At 68.1% G+C, this 12,220-nt stretch carries 14 protein-coding genes; 7 read left to right on the forward strand and 7 right to left on the reverse strand.

Features of this window, described 5'->3' with window-relative positions:
- Positions 1-141: 141 nt before the first annotated feature.
- The 3 genes from ABID81_RS09720 to ABID81_RS09730 all read left to right on the forward strand — a co-directional run bounded on the left by ABID81_RS09720 (position 142) and on the right by ABID81_RS09730 (position 2,590).
- Positions 142-1,020, forward strand: coding sequence for a MerR family transcriptional regulator (locus ABID81_RS09720; protein WP_354594595.1), 879 nt, complete (start codon positions 142-144; stop codon positions 1,018-1,020).
- A complete protein-coding gene (locus ABID81_RS09725) occupies positions 1,017-1,727 on the forward strand; it encodes a GOLPH3/VPS74 family protein (protein WP_354594596.1) in 711 nt (236 codons plus the stop codon). Before ABID81_RS09720 ends, ABID81_RS09725 begins: the two co-directional genes overlap by 4 nt.
- A gap of 107 nt (positions 1,728-1,834) precedes the next feature.
- The gene (locus tag ABID81_RS09730; RefSeq protein ID WP_354594597.1) at positions 1,835-2,590 is read left to right on the forward strand and encodes a small multidrug efflux protein; all 756 of its coding nucleotides are present in this window, start codon (positions 1,835-1,837) and stop codon (positions 2,588-2,590) included.
- On the opposite strand, the gene ABID81_RS09735 is transcribed toward ABID81_RS09730, so the two are convergent.
- Together ABID81_RS09735 and ABID81_RS09740 are read right to left on the reverse strand one after the other, a co-directional pair.
- A complete protein-coding gene (locus ABID81_RS09735; RefSeq protein ID WP_354594598.1) occupies positions 2,587-3,192 on the reverse strand; it encodes a hypothetical protein in 606 nt (201 codons plus the stop codon). The two genes, ABID81_RS09730 and ABID81_RS09735, sit on opposite strands and share 4 nt — an antisense overlap.
- Before the next feature lie 420 nt (positions 3,193-3,612).
- Positions 3,613-3,975 (reverse strand): uracil-DNA glycosylase family protein, encoded by a 363-nt coding sequence (locus ABID81_RS09740; RefSeq protein ID WP_354594599.1) that lies wholly within the window; start codon positions 3,973-3,975, stop codon positions 3,613-3,615.
- Positions 3,976-4,593: 618 nt separating this feature from the next.
- On the opposite strand from ABID81_RS09740, the gene ABID81_RS09745 reads away from it, so the two are divergent.
- Positions 4,594-6,357 (forward strand): DNA recombination protein RmuC, encoded by a 1,764-nt coding sequence (locus tag ABID81_RS09745; protein WP_354594600.1) that lies wholly within the window; start codon positions 4,594-4,596, stop codon positions 6,355-6,357.
- Between the two features lie 188 nt (positions 6,358-6,545).
- On the opposite strand, the gene ABID81_RS09750 is transcribed toward ABID81_RS09745, so the two are convergent.
- The 3 genes from ABID81_RS09750 to ABID81_RS09760 form a co-directional block, all read right to left on the reverse strand.
- Complete coding sequence (locus ABID81_RS09750; RefSeq protein ID WP_354594601.1) at positions 6,546-7,463, reverse strand: pentapeptide repeat-containing protein; 918 nt, start codon at positions 7,461-7,463, stop codon at positions 6,546-6,548.
- Positions 7,464-7,532: 69 nt separating this feature from the next.
- The gene (locus ABID81_RS09755) at positions 7,533-7,892 is read right to left on the reverse strand and encodes a GrpB family protein (protein ID WP_354594721.1); all 360 of its coding nucleotides are present in this window, start codon (positions 7,890-7,892) and stop codon (positions 7,533-7,535) included.
- A 277-nt stretch (positions 7,893-8,169) separates the two neighbouring features.
- Positions 8,170-8,667, reverse strand: a complete 498-nt coding sequence (locus tag ABID81_RS09760; RefSeq protein ID WP_354594602.1) for a GNAT family N-acetyltransferase — start codon at positions 8,665-8,667, stop codon at positions 8,170-8,172.
- A gap of 192 nt (positions 8,668-8,859) precedes the next feature.
- On the opposite strand from ABID81_RS09760, the gene ABID81_RS09765 reads away from it, so the two are divergent.
- Positions 8,860-9,225, forward strand: coding sequence for an SdpI family protein (locus tag ABID81_RS09765; protein ID WP_354594603.1), 366 nt, complete (start codon positions 8,860-8,862; stop codon positions 9,223-9,225).
- 49 nt (positions 9,226-9,274) lie between these two features.
- On the opposite strand, the gene ABID81_RS09770 is transcribed toward ABID81_RS09765, so the two are convergent.
- The gene (locus tag ABID81_RS09770) at positions 9,275-9,826 is read right to left on the reverse strand and encodes a hypothetical protein (protein WP_354594604.1); all 552 of its coding nucleotides are present in this window, start codon (positions 9,824-9,826) and stop codon (positions 9,275-9,277) included.
- Positions 9,827-10,080: 254 nt separating this feature from the next.
- Here ABID81_RS09770 and ABID81_RS09775 point away from each other — a divergent pair, with 254 nt between their 5' ends.
- Together ABID81_RS09775 and ABID81_RS09780 are read left to right on the forward strand one after the other, a co-directional pair.
- Positions 10,081-10,845, forward strand: a complete 765-nt coding sequence (locus ABID81_RS09775; protein WP_354594605.1) for a G5 domain-containing protein — start codon at positions 10,081-10,083, stop codon at positions 10,843-10,845.
- 218 nt (positions 10,846-11,063) lie between these two features.
- A complete protein-coding gene (locus ABID81_RS09780; RefSeq protein WP_354594606.1) occupies positions 11,064-11,873 on the forward strand; it encodes a nuclease-related domain-containing protein in 810 nt (269 codons plus the stop codon).
- Positions 11,874-11,932: 59 nt separating this feature from the next.
- Here the strand turns inward: ABID81_RS09780 and ABID81_RS09785 are convergent, their stop codons facing one another.
- A complete protein-coding gene (locus tag ABID81_RS09785) occupies positions 11,933-12,214 on the reverse strand; it encodes a hypothetical protein (RefSeq protein WP_354594607.1) in 282 nt (93 codons plus the stop codon).
- Positions 12,215-12,220: the final 6 nt, after the last annotated feature.

Consider the following 12,220-nt stretch of genomic DNA (forward strand, 5'->3'; position numbering starts at 1 on the left):
CGAGGTGATCGAGCAATACCAACGTCGGCTCGGCGGGCGGCCGGAGCGATCCAGTCATTGCCCCTTGACCCTGCCCCGAGGGCATGGTCTCTACTTGGTCTCACACCGGCACCGCGCCGGCGTGACCGAGAGGAGCCTGCCGTGGCCTGGAGCACACGCGAGCTGGCCGAGCTGGCCGGCACGACCGTCAAGTCGGTGCGGTACTACCACCAGCTCGGGCTGCTCGACGAGCCCGAGCGGCTGACGAACGGGTACAAGCAATACGAGGTGCGGCACCTGGTGCGCCTCCTGCAGATCACCCGCCTGACCGACCTGGGCGTCCCGCTCGCCCGGATCGAGTCGATCGGCTCGTCCGTCGACGACCCCGCAGGCGCCCTCCGCACGTTCGACGCCGAGCTCGCCGCCACCATCGAGCGGCTGCAACGCATCCGCGTCGAGTTGGCGGCGATCCTCGAGAACCGGACCAGCGCCTCCTTGCCTGCCGGGTTCGCCGAAGCGGGACGCGACCTCAGCGAAGCCGACCAGTCGCTGCTGCTGATCTGGTCGAAGGTGTTCGACGAGGGGGCGATGGACGACCTGAAGCAGATGCTGATCGACTCGCCCAAGACGGCTGCTGACGCCGAGCTCGACGAGCTCACCGACGACGCCGACCGCGAGAGGCGGCGACGGTTGGGGGAGCAGTACGATCCCGTGCTGGCGGCGGTTACCCAGCGCTACGAGTGGTTGGGTGCCCCGGGGGAGCGGGCTCCGCGGGGTGCGGCGTTCGCGCAGCAGACCGTGACCGAGGCGGTCGCCGAGCTCTACAACGGCGCTCAGCGCGAGGTGCTCTACCGGGCGTCGCTGATCGGTGCCGGCAAGCTCGACGAGCTGGCCGCACTCGAGGCAGCGCTCGATGCCGCGGAGACGCCTGGCGGTGCCGAGTCAATCGGTGGTGAGGCGACCCGTGTCGGGGACGCGGGTGGCGGCTCCGGGCCGAGCCGCGCCTCCTTAGGTTCCGACTCCGAAGGAGGCCGGCGATGAGCGAGACGACACTCGCGCCCACACTGGCCGAGGACCTGCTGCTCGTGCTGTTCGACCCTCGGTCGGGATCGATCCACAGCGAGGGGTCTCCGCTGTTCCACGTCTTGGCCGGGGCGGTGCTGACCGAGCTGGCGCTGTCCGGTGCGGTCGACATCGACCGGAAGACCACGCTGCGCGGCAGGCAGGTGCGGGTGACGTCCTCCGCGGCTCCGACCGACGAGTTGCTGCTCGGCACCTGGCAGCGGGTCGAACGCAAGCCGACGGATGCGTACTCGCTCGTGCTCGAGATCGGTCCGGCGCTGCGGGCGGTGACCCTCGACCGGCTGGTGGCGCTCGGTGCGCTGCTGCGGGAGAAGACGACCACGCTCGGCTTCATCACCGGCACGCGGCTGCGCCTGGCCGAAGGGGCAGGAGGCGCGGGTCGGCGGGACGAACTCGTCGCGTCGCTGAGGAGCGTCCTCACGGAGGGGGCCGAGCCGTCGGTGCGCACCGCCGCCCTCGCGGCACTGGTGTCGGCGAGCGGTGCGCTGCCGGCGATGCACCGGGACATCCCGTGGTCGGGCGACGTCTACACCCGCGGGCGCGAGCTGCAGCAGGGCAAGTGGGGCGCGCGGATCGCGGGGGACGCCATCGCGGTGGCGGCTGCGGCGATGCTCTCGACGGCGTTGTTCGTGACGGTCGGCCTGCCGGGGCTTCGGGACGACTGAGGTCGTTCTTCTTGCGGCGGTGTCGGACCGCGTCGTTGCTCCCTCTTCACCACGCCGGTGTTCGGCGTGCCCACACACCTCAGTGACACCCATCGAAGGAGATCACCATGTCCATCGCACTCACCCTCTCGGCCCCGTCCCGCTTGTCAGCCGCGGCGTCGGCTTCTGCGTCCGATGCCTCGTCGGGCGGCCCGTTCGCCTGGTTGCAGGAGCTGATGGGTCAGGTGCCCGAGCTCGCGCAGCCGCTGATCCTGGTGCTGGCGGGGGCGATCCCGTTCTTCGAGGGGGAGGGTGCGGCCGCGCTCGGGGTGCTGAGCGGGGTCAACCCGATCGTCGCGGCACTGGCGGCGATCGTCGGCAACGTGATGTGCGTGGCCGCGGTGGTGTGGCTGGGGTCGTGGGTGCGGTCGGGGGTCGTGGAGCGGCGCAAGAGGCGCGGGGTCGGTGGGGCACCGGCCGGCGGGTCGGGTGTGGCGGCGGGTGAGCCGGGGGCGGGTGAGGTTGTCGACGGGCGTGCGGGGGCGGCGTCGGGTGGTGCGGACGCCGGTGCCGGTGCCGGTGCCGGCTCGAGTGCTGCCGGAATGCCCGCTGCGCCCCGGGTCGTGTCACGCGACGGGGCGCCGGAGTCGAAGCCCGAGAAGAAGGGGCAGCAGAGGCTCAAGCGTTGGTTGGTGAAGTTCGGAGTGCCCGGGGCGAGCTTGCTGGCACCGCTCGCACTGCCGACGATGTTCACCGCGGCGACCCTCGTGGGCACAGGGGTGTCGAAGGGCTGGGTGATGCTCTGGCAGGTCATCGCGATCGTGCTGTGGACGACGGCGGTGACGGCTGCTGCTACGGGGGTGTTGAGCGTTGTGGGTGGTTAGGCGTCAGTTTGTTTCGTCATTTTTCGTTCATCTTCCGCTTTCCGAGCCCGCTTCTCGGCGAGCCTTGCGTAGTGCACTTGAACGACTCCTAGCGCCGTCGGGACGGCAAACGCGAAGACGGCGATCAATATTGAAAGCCAACTTGGGAGGGACAGATTTGAAATGGAGACGATAGCTATCATCGTCACACTGATCATGGCGACGAAGAACACGCCTTGAGGAACGCTATCTTGAGCCACTCGCAAATCCGTTGGCGTCAGTCGAATGCCTTGACCGACTGGAGGTCGCCGTGTACGATAAGCCTCGTTCTCGATCGTCTCGAGCCTTGAATCCTTGATTTGGCTTAGTTTGGCCAGTTGCTCTCGCGCCGTGTGTTCTCGTGCTAGCTGTTCTTGGATCTTGCACTCGTTTTTGGCAAGTTTGACATTACACGCGCCTACGTTTGCAGCCCTGCGGGCCAATTGCGCCTTATCGGAGGTAGAAGGGCGTTGCTTTTCTGCCTTCGCAATCTCATCGGCCAGCAAAACGCGCTCGTCCAAGAGTCGTTTAATCGCCTCTGTCGCGGCAAGAATTGTGTTCGCTTGCTGCAAGGACTCATCCAAGACGATCTCCTTCTAGAGGGGGTTCCAGAACCTCGCACAAACCCAGTCGGTTAGCAAGTGTGACTTTGTGCAACGGCGTGACCTTGAGACTCATCTAGGGCAGAGCTAGCGGAGGACGTCAGTAACTTAGGCGTAAATCTCATCGGGGTAGTCGCTGATCTCATACGTCTGCTGCTGCATCGCCAATTGCGACATGGGGCGTGCCCCCCTCTCCCCGAGCACGGCGGGGTCGTCTAGGCCCCCACCGCACCTTGGCTGAACTGGATGAGGCCCTGAATCTTGCACGGCGGCGCTGGCGGTCGAGCAGTTCTACCTGCAGGCTTTCAAGGCTGAGCACGGCAGCTACCCGTTCGCCAACCGGCGGGGCTGACCACAGACCCTGACGACTTAGCGTCACGCCGACAATTGCGTCTCCTGTTGTCAACGTGCGAGCTGTTCGCTGACTTCCTCGAAGGTGCGCTCTTGTTGAGCGACGCGACGACGGCGCTCTTCAGGGTCAGGGTGGAAGAGTGCTCGCCTCCCCGGATGGATGGTGGCGTGAATCGACAAGCGGTCCGCCAGGCGGGGTTGGAGGGCGACGGTTCGCCGCCAGGCCCTCTCCGCGTCCCGACCTTGAAGAAGGACGACCTCGATCTCCGGTGTGAGTTCGAGTAATTCGACGAGGACGCCTGCCCCGGCCTTCGACTGCTGAGCACTGGGGGCCGCGTCGATGTACCAGGGGTACGCATTCCACGGCAAGACGGTCCTGACCGGGACGCCGTAGCGATCGAAGAGGTGGGCCATTCGCTCGGCTGTCGGATCGTCGTTCTCGACACTGATGAAGCCGGAGCCAGTTCCGAGTTAAGTGGCCGGGCCCGGGTCGCGCAAGATGCTGATCACTCGCGCATCGATGCCACCGTGGTGAGGCGGGACGTAGGGCACCCAGCCGCGTCCGTCACGATCCCCGATGCTGTCCACGAAGGCGTTGATCGGGGCGATGTGGGGTGCCGTGAACGCTCGTGCGGTCTGATCCGCGAGGAACGCAGGGTCGGCCATCTGTCGGGACATGTCGCGAACCTAGCAAGGCGATGTCCATCACCGGGATGACCCGCGCCTCCTCGGGGTGGCTGCCTCTTCGGACGTGACGGGAGCGAGGCTCTCGCGCCGCGGGCGGTACGTCGTCGCGACGGCGGGGCAGGCTGCGTACTGCGTCCGGGCCGGATGCGGGCACTTATTGCAAGGCCTATGGCTCGACCCAAGGGGCCGCCTCGCTTGGGTCTCTGTGACGACGTGATGTGCCCCGTCCCCTCGACCGCACCCCGACCGCCCGCCGCGACCACGCCCTCGGCGTGAGCCGCGGTCTAATCGTGACCCCCGGAAAGGTTGCGGCGCGGAGCCATGATCTCGTGATCCAATAAGCGAATGGATCTCACGTTACTCCTCGTCATGGCCGTTGTTTTCGCTGCGGTCGCCTTTCTGGCGGGAGTGCTTTTGGGGAGAGCGAGGAAGGGCGCCTCGGCTGACAATGCCAGCAATGAACTCGAAGTTGCACGGGGTCAGCTAGAAACCCTCGAAGGCGAGCGCAATCGCGCTGTAGCCGCGAGCGACCGACGGGCGGCCGAAGAGCGCGCCGTTGGTTCCGAACGTCTCGACGAGGCCAGGCGTGAGGCCCAAGCCCAGCTCAGCAGCGCGCACAGCTCATGGGAACTCCGCCTGAGCGTCCTCAAGGGCGAGCACACCTCCGAGCTAAAGGCCCGGGAAGCGGCCTTGATAAGTCGATACTCGGATCGAGAGGAAGAGCACCTCAACAGGGCCGCGCAAGTGTCCGCAGCACATGACCGCCAGCTCGAGGAGATCAAGGGCGTGCACATTGGCGTCATTGGTGATCTCAAGTCCGCGGCCGATGCGCACTTAAGAAGCGTCAAGGATGCACTAGAGCTTCAGGCTGAGACGGAGCGCGACCGTCACATCGAACGCGTTGCCGAGCTCAAGGCGGAAGCGGATGCCCGTGTCGTCGAGACGCAAGAGCAAGCCAAGAGGCAGCTCGATGAGCTGCGGCTCGATCAGAAAAGGCTCGCTGACGAGTTTGAGGCTCTGAGCCGGCAGGCCCTTGCAACGAACAGCAAGCAGTTCATGGAGCATGCGGAGGAGCGCTTCAAACGAGCACAAGAAGCCGGCCAGGCAGCTTTCGAACAGCGGGAGACAGCTGTCAAACAAATGGTCGAACCCATCGCGAAGTCCCTTGAGAGTGTCAAGCAGGAGGTCACGAACGCTGAGAAAGCAAGAGGCGAAGCCACGGCTGCGCTGACTGAGCAGTTGCACACCATGCGGCGCTCTTCCGACCAGCTGACGACGGAAACCCGCCAGCTCGTGACAGCACTTCGCGCGCCACAAGTTCGAGGTCGGTGGGGCGAGCTTCAGCTACGGCGAGTCGTGGAAGCGGCCGGCATGTTGAATCACGTCGATTTCGTAGAGCAAGAATCCGTCCGGACAGACGACGGTTTGCGCCGCCCCGACCTCGTCGTCCGGCTGTCCGGAGGCAAGCAGGTCGTTGTCGACTCAAAAGTAGCTTTCCACGGCTATCTCGAAGCTCTGGAAGCTCGCGATGAACAGACGCGGGCGCTCAAGCTCACAGCCCATGCGAGACACCTCAGAAAGCACATCGATGACCTGTCGTCGAAGGCGTATTGGGAAGTCGTGGATGGCACCCCTGAATTCGTGGTGATGTTCGTGCCGGCTGAGCCGTTCCTCACGGCTGCCCTAGACGAAGATCCCACCCTCTTTGAGCATGCCTTTGCAAAAAACATCGTCATCGCGACGCCGTCGACCCTGGTTGCCCTCCTTCGCACCGTTGGCTACGCCTGGCGTCAGGAGCGTCTCGCCGGGGAAGCCCAGCAGATTCACGAGGTCGGTCGCGAGTTGCACAAGCGCCTCGGGGTCGTCGGGGCGCACCTTCAGACGCTCGCGAAACGGCTCAACTCGACCGTGACCGCCTACAACTCTTTCGCGAATTCTCTCGATCGCAACGTCGTCACTCAAGCTCGTCGATTCAGCGAGCTTCAAGGGGTACCCGAGGCGCTCGAGGCACCCGTGCTCGTGGAGAGCCTGGCTGTCGCCCCTCAGAAGAGCGACTTGTACAACGATGAGGTGACTGGCGCAGAGCCTGTTGCCGAGCTCGAGCGGTGACGTCAGGGCTGCCTCAAGCAACCAGCACAATTGTGCTCGCCGCCGAAGGGTGATGAGTCTCAATCGGTGTCCGGCCAGCCCTCACGGTGGTCGATGCAGCCGTCGAGCGTGACGTTGATGGAGCACGTAAGCGTCTCCATGCCGGGGAGGCGAGCCCCACTGCGAAGGCACCACCAGAGGCGCGGGTGCTAACGCCTGTCAGCCCAGTGCGTCGGCCGCGCGAACCCCTCGGGCAGGAGCGTCGCCGCGTCACCCCGGGCACTGTTCACCTGCAACTGCGTCAGATAGATCGCTCCCGACAGGTCGGCCCCGGCGAGGTCGGCATCGCGTAGGTCGACACCGAGAACGTCACAGCGATCGAGGTCGGCCCCGCGCAGGTCCGCTGCGATCGCGATGCTGCCGCGGAGCGTCCGACCCCGCAGATCCGCCCCGGCCAGCGCGGCACCCATCAGGTCGCTGCCCGGCTCGAGGGCCAGCCCCTTGCCCTTCGACCGCCGAGGAGGCGCGGGTACCGACGCCCGTGCCACCTCACTCGCCTGCACCAACAGCGCGCGCACCGCGTCGTACTCGGCGTCGACAACGATTGCGGCGAGCTCGTCGGGGGTGCCGTCAGTGAGGTGGCGGACGTGCTCGAAGGCGGCGAGCCAGGGGCCGGGATCGGGGGTGCCTGCGCCGGCGCCAGCGGGAGCGCCGGCGGGCTGGCGCTCGCGCTCGCGTTCGCGTTCGACCAGCGTGACTGCCTCGTCGAGGTACCAGAGCAGCTCGTGCAGCCTCCGCACGAGCGGGAACGTCGAGAACATCGCCTCACGCGTCGCGGCGTCGTCCCTCCAGGAACGCCCGGCGAACGTCTGCCGGCTGACCTTCTGACCCGCCCCGAAGCAGTCGAACACCGTGCAGCCCTTGAACCCCCGGTCGCGCAGCTGCGGGTGGATGCGGCAGCCGTCGTGCTCGTCGAGGTTCGTGCACGGATCACCGGCCGGCTTGTCGAACGGGAAGTCCGCGCTCTTTGTGAACGCCAGTGCGACGCAGCAGAGGCCGAAGCAGTTAGCACAGTCGGCTCCGAGGTCGGCGCGGCGGCCCAGTTCGATGCGTGTGCGGGTGGTCATCGGGGGCAAGGCTAGCGGGCGGGTTGTGTGGTGGCGATCGAACAGGGGCCGATCACGTCTCCCACATCGTCACCGCAGGCAGACCACGGCCCGCTCGTCGTCGACGAGTTCGGTGATCAGCGCGGTCTTGGCGGCTGTGTAGGTGCGTCCGTCGTCGAGGCCGGCCAGCGCCTCCTTCAGGTCCGCGTAGCGCTGTCGTGCGACCGGGTCGCGCAGCGGAAGGTCGCGGAACAGCCGCTGGTTGCAGGCGTCCCACTGATCGGGGCGGAAGACGTGCAGGATGTGCGTGCGTCGCGCTCCGTCCCGGCGGACGTAGACCGCGTAGGTCTTCGGGCTCGATGCGTGTCGTTCGTAGCCGAGGTCGATCAGGTCGGCGCCGAGGGTGGACGGGTCGGTGCCGGGGGACGTGCGGACGGCGACGTCGATGATCGGCTTCGCGAGGAGGTCGGGGACGGCCGTGCTGCCATGTGCTCGAAGGCGTCGACCTGGGTGCCGAGGGCGACCGCGAGACGCTCGGCCTCACGGCAGTAGTCGTCGGCCCAGGCGGGGGAGTGCGGCTGCAGATCGACCATCGGGGCGATCGTGCGGGGTGTCACTCTCCGTGGCGCGGGGTCGAGTGTTCCCGAATTGTCGTTCGCGGGGATGGGAAGGACGGATCGGGACCACTCAAGGACCGGAGGGGCGGGCGTGGACCGACCCGCGCCTCCTAGAGGGTGGTCGGGCGGGGGTCGGCGAGGGCGCGCGACCAGGCGACCTCGCGGGCGAGCTGGCCGGTGGCGCGGAAGAGCTGCACCTGGTGCGTGTCGGGGAGGGCCGCGGCGAGGGCGTCGCGGTCGGCGGGGGTGAAGCCGAGTTTTCGCCAGAACGGTCCGGAGCGGCGGGAGAAGAGCCAGGCGTGGCGGGCTCCGTGCGCGGCGGCGTCGGCCAGGGCATGACGGGCCAGGCGGGAGCCCGCGCCGCGCGTGCGGCCAGTCGGAGCTACGGCGACGCTGCGGATGAGTGCGTGCTCACCGTCGACGCTGACCTCGTAGCCCGTGCTGCCGACGACCGTGCCGCTGGCGTCGCGGTCGACCCAGAGCCGGAGGCGCGGCGTGGGGGAGTCGAGACCGGCGAGGGTGAGGTCTGCGGCGGCGAGGAAACCCCGAAGGTCGTTGCGGGCGTCGGCATCGGTCCAGGCGAGGGGGACGAGGGGCTTGGAGGCCATTCTCGCCGGGGCTGGAGGGCTCGGCCGCGTCGGAGATCGCCTGGTTCGTCGGGCCGCGTGGGTAGGAATGGTCGTCGGCGCGCGACGGAAGGACATGCCGAGCCCGCTCGATGCCGCCGGGTCGGGCGACGACGACTCAGAACGGGCCGCGCGACGGAGGTGTGCGAGCTCGCGCCCTCCTAGCCTCGGGGGATGCCCTTCGTCGTCCCGCTCATCGTGTTCGCCGGGTGCGCCGTCGTCTTCGGGACGACGCTCGCCGCCGCCCGAGGTCGGCTCGGGGTGAACCACGTCGCCGGCATTCGTTTCGACCACGTCTTGGCCTCGCCCGAGGCGTGGCAGGCCGGGCACCGGGCTGCGCTCGTGCCCGTGACGGTCGGGTGCGCGCTCGCCGTGGTGACGGCGACCGTGCCGGTCGTCGCTCGAGGACTGTCCGAAGGGGCCCAGGGGGCTTGGATCGTCGGGAGCACGATCGTGCTGCTGGTGGGGGTGCTCGGTGGGGCGTGGCGAGCGGATCGAGCTGCCGTGGTGGTGCTCAGTGGGTCGACGAAGGACGCGTGACGGCGGAGACGCCCTCCCCGCGTGCGGGAAGGGCGTCTTCGGGGACGGGTCAGTTGGTCCAGGTGGTCTTCTCGTAGTCGAAGCCGCCTGTCACATCCATGACGATCTGGGCCGGGTCGGCGACGTTGAAACCGACCGGGTAGCTGACCGACGAACCCGGGAGGATGGTCGTCGACGGAGTGCTGGTGAGCCCGCCCTCGGTGTCGAAGATCTGCTCCGCCTCCTGGCTGCCCGACGATGCGGAGATGAAGGTCAGCGTCGGGTCGTAGCCCTCGGTGCCCGTGTTGGTGATGGTGACCGTGAACTTGACGTTGCTCGGCTGCGACCCCGTGTAGGCGTACTGGCTCGGGGTGAACGCTTCCGGTGCGCTGATGGCGAGCGTGAGGCCGTCGAAGGTCGCGGTCTCGCCGAACGTGAACGTCGTCTTGGCGGCCTCGGTCGCAGGCGCTGCGCCTTCCGCCGCGGCGGCGGCGACCTCGGTCATGTTGGGTGCGGCTTCGCCGCTCGTTCCGGTCGCCGGGCTGCCTGAACAGCCGGCGAGGGTCATGCCGACGATGGAAGCGGCGGCGAGGGCGGTGGTGATCTTCGTGGCGCGGGACATCGTGCGTCTCTTTCTACGGGTGCTGAGCGATGAGGATGCTCGGCATTCGGGTGCAGAGCAATCCTCAGGACCTTATGCGCGGCGACCGGGCACTACGCCTCGATTCAGGCGACGGGTGTCCCTTTCACCCCCTTCGAGACACGTGATTCACCGCCAGGTGACACGCAGGTGGCCGAGGCATGAGGGGTCCTCACCAGCGGGTGAAATCCAGCGTTCTACCCCCGGACGGGGGCTGTTCCGGTTCCTCGCCGCCGATGACACTGTGCGAGGCCGAGCGGCCGGTTGGCGGGGGGAGAACGACGATGTCGTTGTGGTGGAACAGGCTCACGAACACGGGCCGCGTGTTGATCGCGTGTGGGCTGATGGCCTTCTTGCTGGTGGTCGGCGGGGCGGCGAACGCGGCTGCCCTCGGCGCTTTCAGCGGAGCCGCCGGTGCTGCCGATCCACATGGCGCGGCAGAGCCCTTCGCCGCCGTCGAAGCGACCCAGCGCCCGTCGCCAACGTTGACGCCGACGCCGACGCCGACGCCGACGCCGGTCGTCGAGGTGACACGCGTCGACGAGAGCGAGAGCGTCCCCTTCGAGTCGGTCTCGGTCGATGACGCGAATCGAGACGTCGGCAGCAGTGCCGTGACGACGACCGGTCAAGCCGGTACGAGGGTCCGCACCTACGAGGTGACGACCACGGACGGGGTCGAGACGAACAGGACCCTCATCGGCGAGACCGTCACCGTCGCCCCCGTGCAGCAAGTGACGAGCGTCGGGACACGCGTTCCCTACGTCGCTCCCGCGCCCGTCGCGGCGCCTGCACCGGCCCCTGCACCTGCACCTGCAGCTGCACCCGCCGCAGGCGGGTGCGACTCGAACTATTCCGGGGCGTGCGTCCCCGTCGCCTCGGACGTCGACTGCGCCGGTGGCAGCGGCAACGGTCCCGCGTACGTCCAGGGGCCGGTCACGGTCGTCGGTTCCGACGTCTACGACCTCGACCGCGACGGAGACGGCATCGCCTGCGACCGCTAGGCGCTCGCCGGCAGTGTCGCTGAGGCGGGTCGAGTGGTCAGAAAGTGTCCTTCCTGCGGTGCGGAAGGACGTTTTCGGACCACTCGACCGTTTCTGCCCAACCCGCGCAGGTGCGAAGTGGCCTCCCAACGGGGGCTCGTCCAGGCATCACGTGTCGCCCTACCGTGTGGGCTGGGGGGAACATCATGAACGAGACCGTGGCACGCGGAAGCGTGGCGATGACACTGAAGGCCCGACGGCCGGCCTACTCGGTGATGCAGGAGTGCCTGCGCGTCCAGGCCGAGGCACCTGCACTCAGCAGACGGGCCCGCTTCTTCGGCAGCACGCCCCTGAGCCCCGACGCCCGCCGCTGGTACCAGGGCGCCCTCGGCGAGATCGAGGTCGCCCGCGTGCTGAGCGAGCTCGGGCCCGGCTGGACCGTCCTGCACTCCGTCCCGGTCGGCTCGGGCGCGTCCGACATCGACCACGTCGTCCTCGGACCCACGGGCATCTTCACCGTCAACACGAAGCACCACGCCGACAAGAAGATCTGGGTGGGCGGCGGCACGTTCATGGTCGGCGGACACCGGACCGATCACGTCCGCAACTCGCAGTTCGAGGCGACCCGCGCCTCCCGGCTGTTGTCGACGGCGGCGCAGACCGACGTCGAGGTCGCGCCGGTGATCGTCCTGGTGGGGGCGGCCTCGCTCCGCTTCGGCAAGAAGGCACCGGTCGTCCCCGTGCTCACCGTCGCCCAGCTGCGGAAGTGGCTGCTGACCCTGCCGCGCAAGCACTCGGACGAGGCGGTCGCCTACTTCGCGCTGCTCGCCGAAGAACGCGGCACCTGGCACACGGAGGCGCTGGTGCTGACGGACACGCTCCGTCACGAACACCGCTTCGACCGCCTGCGCCGCGAGATCGACGACGCGGCCCGGCGGCGTCGGCGGTGGCGCGTCGGCACGGCGCTCGGCGTGCTGGGGGCGGGCGGGGGAGTCGCCATCGCACTCGTGGCGACGGTCACGAGCACGGTCGTCTCGACGTTGGGGTAGCAGCCGGCCCGCTGAGCCGACACGAGGGCCCCGTGTGCGGTGATCCGGTACGTACCGGATCAACGCGCGAACGACGACGCCGCCCGCACGGCGACCGCGGTCACGGCCGCGAGGGCCGCCGCGATGAGCGCGAACGCCGACCAGACGGCGAGGCCGGCGTGCTGCAGGTGGAGGCCGACGAGCAGGGCGACCAGGGTGCCCGCCGCGACGGCCGACCAGAGCGTGAGGGCTCGGGTGCTCCACCGGCGGAGGTCTGTGGGCGTCCCTCGTGGCGCCCAGCGCACGGCAGCAAGAGCGACCGCCGTGAGCAGGGCCGGGACGAGTGCGACGAGGTTGACCACGGGCGG

It is taken from the genome of Frigoribacterium sp. PvP054, from assembly GCF_040547465.1.
Taxonomy (GTDB): Bacteria; Actinomycetota; Actinomycetes; order Actinomycetales; family Microbacteriaceae; genus Frigoribacterium.

Coding starts and splice junctions, on each gene's coding strand:
- ABID81_RS09725 (WP_354594596.1), top strand. CDS start 1,017: ATGAGCGAGACGACACTCGCGCCCACACTGGCCGAGGACCTGCTGCTC.
- ABID81_RS09730 (WP_354594597.1), top strand. CDS start 1,835: ATGTCCATCGCACTCACCCTCTCGGCCCCGTCCCGCTTGTCAGCCGCG.
- ABID81_RS09740 (WP_354594599.1), bottom strand. CDS start 3,975: ATGGCCCACCTCTTCGATCGCTACGGCGTCCCGGTCAGGACCGTCTTG.
- ABID81_RS09745 (WP_354594600.1), top strand. CDS start 4,594: ATGGATCTCACGTTACTCCTCGTCATGGCCGTTGTTTTCGCTGCGGTC.
- ABID81_RS09750 (WP_354594601.1), bottom strand. CDS start 7,463: ATGACCACCCGCACACGCATCGAACTGGGCCGCCGCGCCGACCTCGGA.
- ABID81_RS09760 (WP_354594602.1), bottom strand. CDS start 8,667: ATGGCCTCCAAGCCCCTCGTCCCCCTCGCCTGGACCGATGCCGACGCC.
- ABID81_RS09765 (WP_354594603.1), top strand. CDS start 8,860: ATGCCCTTCGTCGTCCCGCTCATCGTGTTCGCCGGGTGCGCCGTCGTC.
- ABID81_RS09770 (WP_354594604.1), bottom strand. CDS start 9,826: ATGTCCCGCGCCACGAAGATCACCACCGCCCTCGCCGCCGCTTCCATC.
- ABID81_RS09775 (WP_354594605.1), top strand. CDS start 10,081: ATGACACTGTGCGAGGCCGAGCGGCCGGTTGGCGGGGGGAGAACGACG.
- ABID81_RS09780 (WP_354594606.1), top strand. CDS start 11,064: ATGACACTGAAGGCCCGACGGCCGGCCTACTCGGTGATGCAGGAGTGC.